At 67.3% G+C, this 14,421-nt stretch carries 15 protein-coding genes; 6 read left to right on the top strand and 9 right to left on the bottom strand.

The features are described 5' to 3' along the window. Position 1: 1 nt before the first annotated feature. Complete coding sequence (locus E1H18_RS11585) at positions 2-547, bottom strand: GNAT family N-acetyltransferase (RefSeq protein WP_172268033.1); 546 nt, start codon at positions 545-547, stop codon at positions 2-4. Positions 548-751: 204 nt separating this feature from the next. Between E1H18_RS11585 and E1H18_RS11580 the strand changes: the two genes are divergently transcribed. Genes E1H18_RS11580 through E1H18_RS11570 form a run of 3 tightly spaced genes read left to right on the top strand, consistent with a single transcriptional unit; the run spans position 752 to position 3,277 of the window. Continuing rightward, the gene (locus tag E1H18_RS11580) at positions 752-2,350 is read left to right on the top strand and encodes a flavin monoamine oxidase family protein (RefSeq protein WP_172268031.1); all 1,599 of its coding nucleotides are present in this window, start codon (positions 752-754) and stop codon (positions 2,348-2,350) included. A gap of 17 nt (positions 2,351-2,367) precedes the next feature. After that, the gene (locus E1H18_RS11575) at positions 2,368-2,763 is read left to right on the top strand and encodes a cytochrome c (protein ID WP_172268029.1); all 396 of its coding nucleotides are present in this window, start codon (positions 2,368-2,370) and stop codon (positions 2,761-2,763) included. Positions 2,764-2,794: 31 nt separating this feature from the next. Beyond that, positions 2,795-3,277 carry a RidA family protein gene (locus tag E1H18_RS11570; protein ID WP_172268027.1) on the top strand — a complete coding sequence of 161 codons (483 nt, stop codon included), beginning with the start codon at positions 2,795-2,797 and terminating at the stop codon, positions 3,275-3,277. Between the two features lie 66 nt (positions 3,278-3,343). On the opposite strand, the gene E1H18_RS11565 is transcribed toward E1H18_RS11570, so the two are convergent. The 5 genes from E1H18_RS11565 to E1H18_RS11545 form a co-directional block, all read right to left on the bottom strand. Beyond that, positions 3,344-3,718: a Rieske (2Fe-2S) protein gene (locus tag E1H18_RS11565; protein WP_172268025.1), complete on the bottom strand. Its 375-nt coding sequence runs from the start codon at positions 3,716-3,718 to the stop codon at positions 3,344-3,346. Then, complete coding sequence (locus tag E1H18_RS11560) at positions 3,715-4,722, bottom strand: fumarylacetoacetate hydrolase family protein (RefSeq protein WP_172268023.1); 1,008 nt, start codon at positions 4,720-4,722, stop codon at positions 3,715-3,717. The genes E1H18_RS11565 and E1H18_RS11560 overlap by 4 nt, the downstream gene beginning before the upstream one ends. Positions 4,723-4,748: 26 nt before the next feature. Then, positions 4,749-6,038 carry a homogentisate 1,2-dioxygenase gene (gene hmgA / locus E1H18_RS11555; RefSeq protein WP_172268021.1) on the bottom strand — a complete coding sequence of 430 codons (1,290 nt, stop codon included), beginning with the start codon at positions 6,036-6,038 and terminating at the stop codon, positions 4,749-4,751. A gap of 147 nt (positions 6,039-6,185) precedes the next feature. Further along, the gene (gene hppD / locus E1H18_RS11550; protein ID WP_172268018.1) at positions 6,186-7,247 is read right to left on the bottom strand and encodes a 4-hydroxyphenylpyruvate dioxygenase; all 1,062 of its coding nucleotides are present in this window, start codon (positions 7,245-7,247) and stop codon (positions 6,186-6,188) included. Further along, positions 7,244-8,434 carry an amino acid aminotransferase gene (locus E1H18_RS11545; protein ID WP_172268015.1) on the bottom strand — a complete coding sequence of 397 codons (1,191 nt, stop codon included), beginning with the start codon at positions 8,432-8,434 and terminating at the stop codon, positions 7,244-7,246. The genes hppD and E1H18_RS11545 overlap by 4 nt, the downstream gene beginning before the upstream one ends. Before the next feature lie 223 nt (positions 8,435-8,657). Here E1H18_RS11545 and E1H18_RS11540 point away from each other — a divergent pair, with 223 nt between their 5' ends. After that, a complete protein-coding gene (locus E1H18_RS11540) occupies positions 8,658-9,095 on the top strand; it encodes a hypothetical protein (RefSeq protein ID WP_172268012.1) in 438 nt (145 codons plus the stop codon). 4 nt (positions 9,096-9,099) lie between these two features. Here the strand turns inward: E1H18_RS11540 and E1H18_RS11535 are convergent, their stop codons facing one another. Next, a complete protein-coding gene (locus tag E1H18_RS11535; RefSeq protein WP_172268009.1) occupies positions 9,100-9,567 on the bottom strand; it encodes an Lrp/AsnC family transcriptional regulator in 468 nt (155 codons plus the stop codon). Between the two features lie 136 nt (positions 9,568-9,703). Between E1H18_RS11535 and E1H18_RS11530 the strand changes: the two genes are divergently transcribed. Continuing rightward, positions 9,704-9,928 carry a hypothetical protein gene (locus tag E1H18_RS11530; protein WP_172268006.1) on the top strand — a complete coding sequence of 75 codons (225 nt, stop codon included), beginning with the start codon at positions 9,704-9,706 and terminating at the stop codon, positions 9,926-9,928. Next, positions 9,925-10,824, top strand: a complete 900-nt coding sequence (locus E1H18_RS11525) for an SPFH domain-containing protein (RefSeq protein ID WP_172268003.1) — start codon at positions 9,925-9,927, stop codon at positions 10,822-10,824. The genes E1H18_RS11530 and E1H18_RS11525 overlap by 4 nt, the downstream gene beginning before the upstream one ends. 17 nt (positions 10,825-10,841) lie before the next feature. Here the strand turns inward: E1H18_RS11525 and E1H18_RS11520 are convergent, their stop codons facing one another. Both E1H18_RS11520 and ftsZ read right to left on the bottom strand, forming a co-directional pair. After that, positions 10,842-12,713 carry a M61 family metallopeptidase gene (locus E1H18_RS11520; RefSeq protein ID WP_172268000.1) on the bottom strand — a complete coding sequence of 624 codons (1,872 nt, stop codon included), beginning with the start codon at positions 12,711-12,713 and terminating at the stop codon, positions 10,842-10,844. 152 nt (positions 12,714-12,865) lie between these two features. Beyond that, positions 12,866-14,413 carry a cell division protein FtsZ gene (gene ftsZ, locus E1H18_RS11515; protein ID WP_172267998.1) on the bottom strand — a complete coding sequence of 516 codons (1,548 nt, stop codon included), beginning with the start codon at positions 14,411-14,413 and terminating at the stop codon, positions 12,866-12,868. Between the last annotated feature and the right edge of the window lie 8 nt (positions 14,414-14,421).

The following is a 14,421-nucleotide window of genomic DNA, read 5'->3' as shown; positions in this document are numbered from 1 at the left end:
GCTACAGCGCCTTGCCCATCCGCAGCAGCGGCACCCGGTAGCCGGTCGAGGTCTCGGCTTCGAAAGGCTCGATGACCGCATAACCGCAGGCGCGGTACAGGGGCTCGCCGCCCAGGGTGGCGGCCATTTCCGCGCGGGAGAAGCCCTCGGCGCGGGCGGCCGCTTCGCAGGCGTCCAGCACCAGCCGGCCGACGCCTTTGCGGGTGTGGTCGGGGTGGGTGTACATCGCGCGGACCCGGGCGGCGTCGGTCGCGGGATCCAGCAGCGCCGCGTCGCGGCCAGCCGAGTGATCGCCGCCGAACAGGGTGGCGCGCCGGCTCCAGCCGCCGCAGCCGGCGATCGCTTCGCCGTCTTCCACCACGAAATAGGTGCCGTCGGCGATCAGCTGGGTGTCCAGGCCCATGACCTCGAACGAAGCCGCCACGCCGTCGGGCGGCAGGAAGGCCGACAGCAGCTCGCCGATCGCCCGGTCCATCAGCGCCGACAGCGCCGGCATGTCCTCTGCGCGCGCGAGGCGCAGGCGAAGGTCGGGGGCGATCGAGGTCATGGACGACTCCTGCGTGGACGGCTCGCGCACAGAAAACAGGGATTCGGATCCCGATAGACGATCCCGCTCACCGATCGCTCAAAGCCCGCCCCCGGCGCCCAATGGCAAGGCGTCTGACATGTCACTGCCGATGTTCCGGGGAAACGGATTGCCTCGACCGGGTCCGACTTTCGAGATGCCCCCAACAAGGCGGCGGGGATAGTCATGAGTGAATTGAGTGCGTCTGTCGGTGGTGTTCTGACCCGCCGGCGGTTCTTCGAGAGCCTGGCCGCGGTCGGCGGCATGTCGCTGGTGCTGTCGGGGATGGAAGCCCTGGGCTACGGCATGGCCTCGGCCAGCGAGCTGCCGCCGACGCTGACGGGCGGCGCCAAGAACACCAAGATCATCGTCCTAGGCGCGGGCCTGGCAGGCATGACCGCCGCCTACGAGCTGTCCAAGGCCGGCTACCAGGTCCAGATCCTGGAGGCCCGCGACTTCGCCGGCGGCCGCTGCCAGACCGCGCGCAAGGGCTTCAAGCACACCGACCTCCTGGGCAACACCCAGGTCTGCGACTTCGACGACGGCCACTACATCAACCACGGCGCCTGGCGGATCCCGTATCACCACCGCTCGACCCTGCACTACACCAAGCAGTTCGGCGTGCCGCTGGAGAGCTTCGTCAACGACAACGACGCCTCCTACGTCTACTTCGAAAAGGGCGCGGGGCCGCTGGCCGGCAAGCCGGTGCGCAAGGGCGAGATCGCCGCCGATGTGCGCGGCTACACCGCCGAACTGGTCGCCAAGGCCGCCAGCCAGGGCCAGCTGGACGCCCCGCTGTCGGGCGTCGACCGCGAGAAGTTCATCGCCTATCTGGTCAACGAAGGCCGCCTGACCAAGGACCTGGCCTACAAGGGCACCGAAGGCCGCGGCTTCTCGGTCCATCCCGGCGCCGGCGTCAATCCGGGTCCCGGCAAGGAGCTGCCGCCGTTCGCCTTCAAGGACGTGCTGGACAGCGACGCCTGGCGGGTCCTCAGCTCGGTCACCGGCTACGAGCAGCAGCGCACCATGCTGCAGCCGATCGGCGGCATGGACCAGATCGCCAAGGCCTTCGAAAAGCAGGTCGGCCCGATGATCCGCTATTCGACCGTGGTCGAGAAGATCAAGCAGTCGCCCACCGGCGTCACGGTGTCGTTCAAGGGCGCGGACGGCAAGACCGGCGAGGTCACCGCCGACTACTGCGTCTGCACCATCCCGCTGAGCGTGCTCAAGCAGATCGACCTGGACGCTTCGGCGCCGTTCAAGACGGCGATGGAGGGCGTGGCCTACGCCCCGGTCAACAAGATCGGCCTGCAGATGAAGTCGCGCTTCTGGGAAGAGAAGCACCACATCTACGGCGGCCACATCTACAACGACATCCCCGGCATCGGCTCGATCAGCCTGCCCTCCTACGGCTGGCAGGGCCAGAAGGGCGTACTGTTGGGCTACTACAATTTCGGCGGCGAGGCGGCGCGGATCAGCGCCAAGAAGCCGGCGGATCGCGCGGCGTTCGCCGTGGCCGGCGGCCAGAAGATCTTCCCGGAATACGCTGAGAACTTCGAGAAGGCCTTCTCCTTCAGCTGGCACCTGGCCGAGCACAATCTGGGCGGCTGGGCCGAGTGGGGCGAGGACGGCCGCAAGAACGCCTATCCGATCCTCTGCGAGCCCGACGGCCGCCTCTATCTGGCCGGCGAACACCTCAGCTACCTTGGCGGCTGGCAAGCCGGGGCCATCGAGTCGGCCTGGCAGCAGATCGCCAAGATCCACGCCCGCGTGCAGCAAGCCTAAGACCAAGAGAAACGAAGATGACCCTCGCTTCCCGTCTCGCCGCCCTGGCTCTGATCGCCGGCTTCGCCACGCCGGCTCTGGCCGCGCCGCCCACGCCGCAGTCGCAATATGCCGACAACTGCTCGGCCTGCCATCAGATGACCGGCAAGGGCGTCAAGGGCGCCTTCCCGGCCCTGGCCGGCTCGCCGCTGGTCACCGGCAACGCCCGCGTGGTGACCACGACCGTGCTGAACGGCCGCGCCGGCATGCCCGCCTTCAAGGACGATCTCAGCGACGCCGAACTCGCGGCGATCCTGACCTATGTCCGCTCATCGTGGGGCAACAAGGGCGGCCCCGTCCGCCCCAGCGACGTGGCCACCGCCCGCGTGGCGGCCAAGGCCGGCGCCCAGGCCCGCGGCCTGCAAGCTCACTAGTCTCGAAACATCCATAACCGGGAGAAGACCCATGAAACGCCTCATCGCCCTGGCCGTCGGCCTTTGCGCCATCGCCGGCGCCGCCAACGCTCAAGAGATCGTCCGTGGCGGCGATCCCAAGTCGATTATCGCCAGCGTCGTCACGGTGCCGTCGACCTTCGACACCATCTACGTCTCGGGCATGACCCCGCCAGTCGTCGACGAGAAGGCCACGGGCGTCGCCAAGTTCGGCAACACCAAGACCCAGACCCTGGGCGTGCTGGGCCGCATCGAAGCCGCGCTGAAGACGCAAGGCGCGACCATGGCCGACGTCGTGATGATGCGCGTGCTGCTGGTCGGCGACCCGGCCAAGGGCGGCAAGATGGACTTCGCCGGCATGATGGAAGGCTACAAGACCTATTTCGGAACCGCCGAGCAGCCCAACAAGCCGGCCCGCATCACCAGCCAGATCACGGCCCTGGTCGCCGACGGCATGCTGGTCGAGATCGAGGTCCAGGCCGCGAAGAAGAAGTAGACTTCGGCGCAACGCCAACGAAAGCGGCCGCCTTCCCGAGGAGGGCGGCCGTTCTCTCGTCTGGATCTAAGCCGTCACCACCCGCCCGTCTTTCACCTCGACCGGCCAGGACGACAGCTTGGCGCCCACGCAGGGCCCGCCGACGCAGTCGCCCTCTTCCACCGTGAACACCGCGCCGTGCCAGGAGCACGTGATGAGGTCGCCGTCGGGGGTCAGGTAACGATCGAGTTCCTGGGCCAGCGGCAGGCCGGCATGGGGGCAGCGGTCGACATAGCCGAACACCGCCTCCCCTTTTCGCACCACAAAGCCGTGGAAGCGGGCCTCGCCGATCTGCAGCACGTAGTTACGCGCCTTGCCGTCGGCGATCAGGTCGAGCGGACCGAGATTGATCCCGGCGCGCGTCGACCAGATCCTTGCGACAGCAGCAGTCTCTTCGCTCAAACGCGCTCGACCGTCTGCTCGATGGCGCCGAAGATTGAGTGGCCCTTGGCGTCCTTCATCTCGATGCGGATGGTGTCGTCTCCGGCCAGGAACGGCGTCTTGGCCGCGCCGTGCAGGATGGTCTCGACCGTGCGCAGCTCGGCCAGGCACGAATAGCCCAGGCCGCCTTCCGAGATCGGCTTGCCGGGACCGCCGTCGGCGTCGCGGTTGCTGACCGTGCCCGAGCCGACGATGGTGCCGGCGCAGAGATTGCGGGTCTTGGCGGCGTGGGCCACCAGGGTCCCGAAGTCGAAGGTCATGTCGACGCCGGCGTCGGCCTTGCCGAAGTCCTTGCCGTCCAGCTCGATCAGCAGCGCGCCGTGCAGCTTGCCGTCTTTCCAGGCGTCGCCCAGAGCGTCGGGCGACACCGCCACCGGCGAGAAGGCGCTGGCGGGCTTGGACTGCACAAAGCCAAAGCCCTTGCCCAGTTCGGCCGGAATCAGGTTGCGCAGGGAGACGTCGTTGCAGAGCATGACCAGGCGAATGGCTTCCAGGGCTTCCTCGCGGCTGGCGCCCATCGGCACGTCGCCGACGATGACGGCGACCTCGCCTTCCAGGTCGCAGCCCCAGGCCGCATCGCCCAGCGGGATCGGATCGCGCGGGGCCAGGAAGCCATCCGACGCGCCCTGGTACATCAGCGGATCGGTCCAGAAGGTTTCGGGCATCTCGGCGCCGCGCGCCTGGCGCACCAGCTGCACGTGGTTGACGTAGGCCGAGCCGTCGACCCACTGGTAGGCGCGCGGCAGCGGGCTCTCGGCGTCGTGCTCGTGGAAACGATCCTGCGGCACCGCGCCGTGCTCGAGGCTCTCGGCCAGGCCGCGCAGCAGCGGCGCGCAGCGGTCCCAGTCGTCCAGCGCGGCCTGCAAGGTCGGGGCGACCGTGCCGGCGTCGGTGAACCAGGCCAGGTCGTTGGAGACCACCACCAGCCGGCCGTCACGGCCGTTCTTGAGAGACGCGAGCTTCATCAGCGCTTCCTTCTTCTTGTCGTTGCTTAAGGCAGACGCGCCTTGGGGAAGCCCGTCCAGCAGGCGTCATAGTCACCCTGAAGCGCCGAACTCTCCAGTGCGAACTTTGTGGGCCGGATCACCCAGCGGCTTTCGAACATGAAGGCCATGGTCCCGTCGATCTTGTGGGGCCCCAACTCGGCTTCCGTGGCCTTGTGGTGGCTGGCCACGTCCGGGCCGTGATCGCTCATGCAGTTGTGCAAGCTCGAACCGCCCGGCGAGAAACCGCCCTCCTTGGCGTCGTACGCGCCGTGGACCAGGCCCATGAACTCGCTCATCAGGTTGCGGTGGAACCAGGGCGGGCGGAACGTGTGCTCGGCCACCATCCAGCGCGGCGGGAAGATCACGAAGTCACAGTTGGCGGTCCCGGGCGTATCGCTGGGCGAGGTCAGGACCGTGAAGATCGACGGATCGGGATGGTCGAAACTGACCGTGTTGATGGTGTTGAAGCGCGACAGGTCATAGCGATACGGCGCGAGATTGCCGTGCCAGGCCACGACATCCAGCGGACTGTGGTCCCATTCGGCGGCCCACAGCGCGCCCTGGAATTTCTGGATGACCAGGGTCGGCTCGTCCACGTCCTCGAAGGCCGCTACCGGGGTCTCGAAATCGCGCGGATTGGCCAGGCCGTTCGAGCCGATCGGCCCTAGTTCCGGCAGACGGAAGGCCGCGCCGTAGTTCTCGCAGACATAGCCACGCGAAGGGCCTTCAACCTCGACCCGGAAGCGCACGCCGCGCGGGATCACCGCGATGTGGCCGGGGCCGGCGCTCAACACGCCGAACTCGGTGACCAGGGTCAGAGCGCCCTGTTGCGGCACGAGCAGAAGCTCGCCGTCGGCATTGTAGAACACCCGGTTCTTCATCGAGGCGTTGGCCAGGTAGACGTGGACGCCGATGCCGTTCAGCGTCGCGGCGTCGGCATTACCGGCCAGGGTCGTCAGGCCATCGACGAAGTCGGTCGGGGCGGCGGGGATCTCCAGCGGACTCCAGCGCAGGCGGTTAGGCGTCACCGGCCCGCCGAACGCCGAGATCAGCTTGTCTTGCGCATAGGGCTGATAGGCCCCGTGTCCGGCGCTGGGCCGCAGGCGGTAGAGCCAGCTGCGCAGGTTCTCATGCCGCGGCGCGGTGAAGGCCGCGCCCGACAGCTGCTCGGCATAGAGGCCGAACGGCACCCGCTGCGGCGAGTTCTGGCCGATCGGCAGGGCGCCCGCCACGGCCTCGGTGGCGAAGTGGTTGTGGAAGCCGGTCTGGTATTTGAGCGCGTCGGTGCTGGTCACGTGCGTCCTCCCCCACACCCGATCTTCCCGGCGAAAGCCGGGACCCAGATTCATCCGGGACGGTTCGTGGGTTTCACCTGGGCCCCGGCTTTCGCCGGGGAGACGGGATAGTGGAACGGAGCCAGAGCCCCGTCCATCAGCCTTGGATCAAGCCTCGACCGTGATCACCCCACGGCGGATCTGGTCCAGTTCGATGCTCTCGAACAGGGCCTGGAAGTTGCCGTTGCCGAAGCCCTGGTTGCCCTTGCGCTGGATGATCTCGAAGAAGATCGGGCCAAACAGGTTCTCGGTGAAGATCTGCAGCAGCAGGCCTTCCTCGCCGACATTGCCGTCCAGCAGGATGCGGTTCTTCTTCAGCCGCTCCAGGTCCTCGCCGTGACCGGGCACGCGCTTGTCGACCAGCTCGTAATAGGTCTCGATGGTGTCCTGCAGCTTGACGCCCCGGGCGCGCAGCTTCTCGACCGTGTCGTAGATATTGTCCGTCGTCAGGGCCAGGTGCTGGATGCCCTCGCCGTTGTACTGACGGATGAACTCCTCGATCTGGCTCTTGTCGTCCTGGCTCTCGTTCAGCGGGATGCGGATGGCCTTGTCGGGCGCGATCATCGCCTGGCTGAACAGGCCGGTGGCCTGGCCCTTGATGTCGAAATACTTCTGCTCCTCGAAGCCGAAGACGTCGCGATAGAAGGTCGACCAGGTGCGCATCTGGCCGCGGCGCACGTTGTGGGTCAGGTGGTCCAGCAGATCCAGGCCGACGCTGTTGGCCGCCTCGGCTTCGGCTGCGCCAGCGACCGGGGTCCAGGTCGAGAACACCACCTCGGGGCCTTCCACCAGGTACAGCATGGAGCCGCCGATGCCTTCCAGCACCCGCGCGCCCTCGCCCAGCACCGTGGCCGAGGCGTCGGCGGCGACGGCCCCGCGCTTCAGCGCCTCGGCATAGGCCTGCTCGACGTCGGCGACGCCAAACGCCATGCCGTTGGCCGAGGGGCCGTGGGCGGCGCGGAACTCGGCCACCTGGCCGGTCGCCTCGTCATTGACCAGCAGGTTGATGCGGCCCTGCTTGTAGCGGGTCACGGCCTTGGTCGGATGGGTCGAGGCGGCCACGAAGCCCATCTGCTCGAACAGCGCCTTCATGGCGGCCGGCTCGGGGCTGGTGAACTCGACGAAGGCGAAGCCGTCGAGGCCGAGAGGGTTTTGATCGCTTACGGTCATGCGGGCTCTCCCTGCAGGCAGGCTTCATAGGCCCGCGCAAATTTATCGAGATTGGTAACGGTCAGGCCGGCCAGATTGATGCGTCCGGAACCGGCCATGTAGATCGCGTGGTCTTCACGCAGTCGGGCCACCTGGGCCGGAGCCAGCGGCAGCAGCGCGAAGAGGCCGTGCTGCGAGACCAGCGGCGCCAGGCTGGGAACAGCCTTAGCCAAGCGCAGACGCAGGTCGGTGACGCGGGTGCGCATCGCCTCCAGCTCGCCTTTCCACTGGGTGGTCAGGGCTTCGGATTCGAGGATAACCCGCACGATGGCCGCGCCGTGATCGGGCGGCATAGACCAGTTGGTGCGCGCCAGGGCGCGGATGTTGCTGGCGGCCAGGTCCAGGGTGTCGGCGTCGCGCGACAAGGCGTACAGCGCCCCGACCCGCTCGCGGTAGAGGCCGAAGTTCTTGTCGCAGGAATAGGCCAGCAGGGCGTCATCGGCGGCGGCCAGAACCAGGCGCATGCCGACCGCGTCGGGCTCCAGACCCAGGCCAAGCCCCTGATAGGCCAGGTCGATCAGCGGGGTCAGGCCCTTGCGCGCCACGGTCTCGGCGATCGCCGCCCACTGGGCCAGGTCGTAGTCGGCGCCCGACGGGTTGTGGCAACAGCCGTGCAGCAGGACGATGTCGCCCGCCCGCGCCGTCTCCAGCGCCGTCATCAAGGCGTCGAAGTCCAGGCGCAATGCGCGCTGGTCGTAATGGCGGAAGGTCACCGTCTCTAGGCGCAGTTGGTCCAGGATCTGGGTGTGGTTGGGCCAGGTCGGCGCGCCGATGAACACCCGGGCGTCCGGCTTGGCGGCTTTCAGCAGTTCGCAGCCAAGGCGCAACGCGCCGGTGCCGCCCGGCGTCTGCACGCCGAAGACTTCGTGGCTGACGTCGGCGCCGAAGATGATCGGCTTCAGCAGGTCCAGATAGCCGATGTCGCCTTCCGGACCGAGATAGGCCTTGGACGGCTGGACATTGACCAGCACCTGCTCGGCGGCCTTGACCGCGCGCATGACCGGCGTCGCGCCCAGGTCGTCGCGGAACACGCCCACGCCCAGGTCGATCTTGTCGGCGCGCGGATCGCGGCGATAGGCGCCGATCAGCGACAGCAGCGCATCCGGGGCCTGCGGCGACAGGCCGGCGAAAACGGAGGATGAGGTCATGACGGCCTTCTGTACGATCGACGGAAGGCAGCTTATCGCAGCGCCAGAAGCATAACGTGGCGATAATGACCGATAGACAAATCTATTCAGTCACATTCCACCACCAAGAGGTTTCTATGAGCTACTAAATGCCATCTCCATGGAACGCGACGCGCCCACATGAAAATTGACGATCGTAATTTTCTAGCCGATAGAGAAACTACACTCGTAAATCGGAGGGAAAATGAACCGCATCCATCACATCGCCCTGGGCGTCCTCGCCGCCTTCGCCAGCGCCGGTCCGGCCCTGTGTGAGAACGCCGTGCGGACCGGGGCGCGCGGCAACAAGTTCGGCGCAGTGTTCCTGGACACCGGTCCGGTGACCAAGACCCTGGTCGTGGTGCTGCTGGCCCTGATCATCGCCGCCCTGATCGGCGCAATCCGGCGCGAACGCTGGGCCGGCGGCGCAAGGCTGTCGGCGCGGCTGGCGTCGGGCGGGATCCTGCTGGGCCTGGCCGGCGCGGTGTTCCAGGCCACCAACATGGTGGTGCGCATCGTCTACGACGGCGGCGCTCCGCCGTTCGTGGTCTGGGCCCCGGGCCTGGCCGAGATCCTGCTCATCCTGACTGCCGGCTTCCTGGCCTCTGCCGTTGGCGTCTTCACCCGACGCCCGGCCGACTAGCAGCCTAGTCCATGTAGTCCAGCGGCAAGGCCGTGGAATCCTTGATCGTGTCCAGCACGAACGAGGAGCGCACGTCCTTGACCCCTGGCATCTTCAAGAGACGCTTCATCGTCAGGTCGGCATAGGCGTCGAGATTGGGCACCACCACCCGCAACAGATAGTCGAAGCTGCCGGTCATGACGTAGCAGCCCACCACCTCGGGCTCGCGCAGCACCGCCTGCTGGAAGGCCTCGGCCGCGCCCTCGGTATGGTCGACCTGCACCTCGACATAGGCCAGCACGTCCAGCCGCGCCTTGCGGCGATCCAGCAGCGCTACATAGCCGGCGATCAGCCCCGTCGCCTCCAGCTGCTTGACCCGCCGCAGGCACGGACTGGGCGACAACCCCACCCGCTCGGCCAGGTCGACGTTCGAGATCTTGCCGTCTTCCTGCAGGATCTGAAGGATCTTCCGATCCGCGCGGGTGAGCTTCATCGTGACCGGGTTTGCGCAAGCGTTGGCAGATGGCGCCAACCTAGCCGAACATTCCGGTGCGCGCGACACCGCCTCTTGCATCCAGCCCAGCTTGACGATCTACCATGGGAGGAGTGCGACGTGGGGGGAGCTGCGAGTGATCTACGCCAAGGCGACCGCCTATCTGGCCGGCTGGGTCTGCCTGGTGGTGGTTCTGCTGCGCATGGTGGTCGGGCCTTTGTGGGGCTCGGGCACGGACTTCGGCCTCGTGGCCGCCCCCATCGCCTTCGTCGCCGGCGTCCTGGTTCTTGGCAAGCTGGCTGCGATCCTGCTGCGCGACCTCTCCAGAACCTCCAAGCTTCAGTCCAGGGATTCCGAATGACCGACAGCCCCTTCGCCAGCCAACGCAAGGGCGGCCCCAAGTCGCCGCTCCAGAAGAAGGGTCAGCAGATCCTGATCGGCTCGACGGCCGTTCTGGTCCTGCTGCTGGGTTCCTGCTCGGTCGCCACCCACAGCACCACGGTCGAGCCGGGCAATGTCGGGGTCAAGATCCGCACCCTGGGCTCGTCGGCCGGCGTCGCCCCCGAGCCCCTGCCCGCCCGGTGGTACTTCCGCGGCATAGGCGAGCGGATCATCCAGTATCCGGTGATCCAGCGCACCTACAGCTACACGCGCGAGAAGGACGAACGCGGCAACGACAACGAGGAGATCACCTTCTCGGACAACACCGGCCTGCCGATGACCGCCGACATCTCGGTGACGCTGCAGGTCAATCCCGCGTCGGCCCCGAACCTCTACCAGACCTATCGCCTGTCGTTCGACCAGTTGCTGGACGGACCGATCCGCAACGACGTTCGCTCGGCCGTCGCCGCCGAGGCCGAGAAGGTCGGCGTCGAGACCCTTTACAGCGGCGGTCGCCAGATGGTGATCCAGCGCGCCTATGCTCGGGTCTCCAGCAAGTGGGCCAAGCATGGGGTGACGGTCTCCCAGCTCGACTGGATCGGCTCAATCCGCTACCCGGCGGCGATCATCCAGCAGATGCAGGCCAAGACCCAACTGGAGCAGGAAGCCCTGGCCGCCAAGGCTCTGGAGGCCAAGGAAACCGCCCTGGCCAACGCCGCCGTCGCCAAGGCCCGCGGCGAGGCCGAAGCCATCCGCGTCAAGGGCGAGGCCCTGCGCGCCAATCCTCAAGTGCTGCAGCAGCTGGCCATCGAGAAGTGGAACGGCGAACTGCCGAAAGTCACCGGCGGCTCGACGCCCTTCGTGAAGATCGACTGAGGGAGCTCAACGCTCCCTCACTTGCCCGCCGGCTCCGCGCCTAGCCACGCCGCGCGGAAGGCCAGTTGCGCCTTGCTCGGCTTCAGGTCGGCCTTTTCGAAGCGGACGACTTCCAGGGTCGGGTCGGCGGCGACCTTCAGCGGGGCCTCGCGAAGCTGGCCGCGCTGGAGGTACTTCACCGTCGTGGCCTCGCCGGGCTTCAGCCGGTCGAGGGCGTCGGTCCAGTCGGCTTCGTTGGCGAACTCGAAGCGGCCGATGCTGAGGATGCGATCGCCGGTCTCGACGCCAGCGGCGTAGAGGGCCGAGTTCGGGACCGGGGCTTGGTCGAGGATCACGTCGCTGCCGCTCACCCGCACCTTGGCCGCGCCCAGCCACGCCTTCTTGGGCGACTTTTGACGCAGCTTCAGCCCGGCCTGCTCCAGCAGCGGCGCGAAGTCCGGCAAGGCCGCGCCCTCGATGCTGGCCTTGAAGAAGCTGCCCGCAAAGCCCGCGTCGCCCGTCGTCTGCGCCAGGGCCGCCTGAAGATCAGCAGGCTTGTAGGGCTTCTCCGGCGCGCCGTGAGTGCGCCACAGCTGCTTCATATAGTCGTCCAAGGTCAGCGGCTTTGACCGTCCGCGCAGCTGCATGTCCAGCGCCAGGCCGATCACCGCGCCGTAGGGATAGTACGAGGTGAAGATATTGCCGTTGACCGGGTCCAAGGCGGCGGCCGCGTCGACGAACGGCGCGCGCAGGCTCATCTCCTGCGGCGAGCCGTAGAGGCGGCCAGGGCCGTTGATCACGCCATTCAGCGTGACCGACAGGGCGGCCAGGTACTCGTCGGTGGTCGACTGGCCAGCGCGGCGGATCAGCAGCGGGCCGTAATACTGGGTGAAGCCCTCGGCCAGCCACAGCGACGGGGTGGGATTGGCCTTGGTGAAGTCGAAGGGCTCCAGCTCGGCCGGGCGCAGGCGCTCGACGTTCCAGGCGTGGAACAGCTCATGGCTGGCCGTGCCCAACTGGGCGAAATTGGCGCGGAACAGCGAGCGCGGCTGGCTGATGAAGGTGGAGTTGCGATGCTCCATGCCGTCGCCGGTGATCTGCGGCATGTAGTCGGCGATGAAGGTGTAGGTCCCGTGGTCGAACTTCGGCAGCTCGCCGAACACCTTGATGTGCTCAGGCACGATGGCCTTCAGTTTCTCGGTGAAGACGTCGACGTCCGCGTCCGTGCCCGGATGGTGCAGGGCCAGGCGGAAGGTGTAGTCGCGGCCGCCGTCGCTGACCTTCCATTCGCGTAGGGCGAAGGCGCTGATCTCGGTCGGGCTGTCGAAGAAGTACTGCTTGTTCGGGGCCCAGAAGGCGTCGGCTTGGCCGGTTACCGAGGGCAGTTGGGTGGCGATCTTCCAGGTCGGATCGGCGCGCTTGAAGCTCACGCGGATGGGCTTGTCGTCATAGCCCTCAGCCCACAGGAAGGTGGCCGGCATGTTCAGGTGGGCGTGGGTGGCGTCGACCTGCGAATAGGTGCCGTCGCCGCGGTCGGCATAGAGGGTGTAGGTCACGGTGACCGTACCGTCATGGCCGTCGATGCTCCAGCCATAGGGCTCGGTGCGCTCGACCTTCAGCGGCTTGCCCGCCCCGTCGACGGCGCTGACCTGGTAGACGTTCTTGGCGAACTCGTGGATCGCGTAGCGGCCGGGCGACGAGCGCGACATCCGCACGTGCAGCGGCCCGGCGGGCGCGTCGCGATAGGTGGCGACGATCTTGGCCTCGTGGTGTTGGGCGTTGTCGAACGAGACCTCGTAGCTCACCGGCGCCTTGGGGCCCGGATCTTGAGCGCCAGAGCCTTGGGCAGCCGCGCCGGAAGCCATCATCACCAAGGCCAGGCCCGTCAGGCCAAACAGAGACTTCCGCATGCGCTCTCCCCTATCGCAGAACCGTCGCGATCGAAGGCGGCACCATGGGGCAAGCCGGCGGGGAGTCGCAACCCGAGCCGGAAATGCAAAACGCCCCAGGCTTTCACCTGGGGCGCTTCGGTTTATTTGGGCCCCTTGTCGGGGTCACCCTTTCAGTTGGCGAGGCGCCGAAGAAAGGACGGGATCTCCAGATCTTCGCCGTCGTCGGTGTGCGGCGACTCGATCGGCTGCAGCTGCGGGCGGGCGCTCTGGGTCGAGCGGGCCTGCGGCTGCGGAGCCGACGGCTGTTGCTCGTAGCGCTGGCGGCCACCGCCGAACATCGAGAAGAAGCCACCGCCCTGCTTCTGCGGACGACGCTCTTCGTAATAGTTGTTCTCGGGGAACAGCGGCTCTTCGGCGGCGTCCTCGACCATCGGGTCGACGATGCGGGTCACCTGACGCGGCGCCGGCTGGGCGATGCGGGGCTCTTCAATGGCGACCGGCTCTTCGTAGTAGAGCTGGGCTTCCGGCTCAGGAGCCGGTTGCGCCGCCATGACGATCTCGGGCTCGGGAGCCGGCTCGGGCGCATAGGCCGTCGAGAAGGCCGACGACGGACGCTCGGCGGGGCGAGCGGCTTCGTAGCGAGCGGTCGGACGGGCCGGTTCCGGCTGCGGGGCCGGACGGGTCGTCTCGGCGATCAGCGGGGCGGCCGAGGTGTTGCGAGTGGTCGGCTTGGGCTCGATCTGGGCGATCGAGGCGCCGTCCATGCCGGTGGCGACCACCGACACGCGGATCACGCCTTCCAGCGACGGATCGAAGGCCGCGCCGAAGATGATGTTGGCTTCCGGATCGACCTGGTCCGAGATCGCGTTGGCGGCCTCGTCGACTTCCAGCAGGGTCATGTCCATGCCGCCGGTCACGTTGACCAGCACGGCCTTGGCGCCCTTCAGCGAGACTTCGTCCAGCAGCGGGTTGGCGATGGCGTTCTGAGCGGCCATCAGGGCGCGGTCTTCGCCGGTGCCCTCGCCGGTGCCCATCATCGCCTTGCCCATCTCGGTCATGACCGTGCGGACGTCGGCGAAGTCGAGGTTGATCAGGCCCGGCAGGACCATCAGGTCGGTGATCGAGCGGACGCCCGAGTGCAGCACCTGGTCGGCCATGCCGAAGGCTTCGGCGAAGGTCGTGCGCTCGTTGGCGACGCGGAACAGGTTCTGGTTCGGAATGACGATCAGGGTGTCGACGTAGCGCTGCAGCTCCTGGATGCCGCTGTCGGCCAAGCGCATGCGGTGACGACCTTCGAAGTGGAAGGGCTTGGTCACGACGCCGACGGTCAGGATGCCGCGTTCGCGGGCGCACTTGGCAATGATCGGAGCCGCGCCGGTGCCGGTGCCGCCGCCCATGCCGGCGGTGATGAAGACCATGTGGGCGCCGTCGAGGTGCTCACCGATCTCCGGGAACGACTCTTCGGCGGCGCTCATGCCGACTTCGGGATGGGCGCCAGCGCCCAGCCCTTGCGTGATCTGCACGCCCAGCTGGATGCGGCGGTCCGTCTTGGCGAACTGCAGCTGCTGCGCGTCGGTGTTGGCGACCACGAACTCCACACCCTCGAGGCCAGCCTCGATCATGTTGTTCACGGCGTTGCCACCAGCGCCACCAACGCCGAACACCACGATACGCGGCTTCAGTTCGGTGGTGCGCGGCGCGGAAAGAGAAATTGCCATGGGGACCC

Origin of the sequence: Caulobacter sp. RHG1 (genome assembly GCF_013181195.1) — a bacterium.
Lineage (GTDB): Bacteria > Pseudomonadota > Alphaproteobacteria > Caulobacterales > Caulobacteraceae > Caulobacter.
The sequence above is the reverse complement of the archived record's forward strand: the minus strand, read 5'-3'. Positions and strand labels throughout refer to the sequence as shown.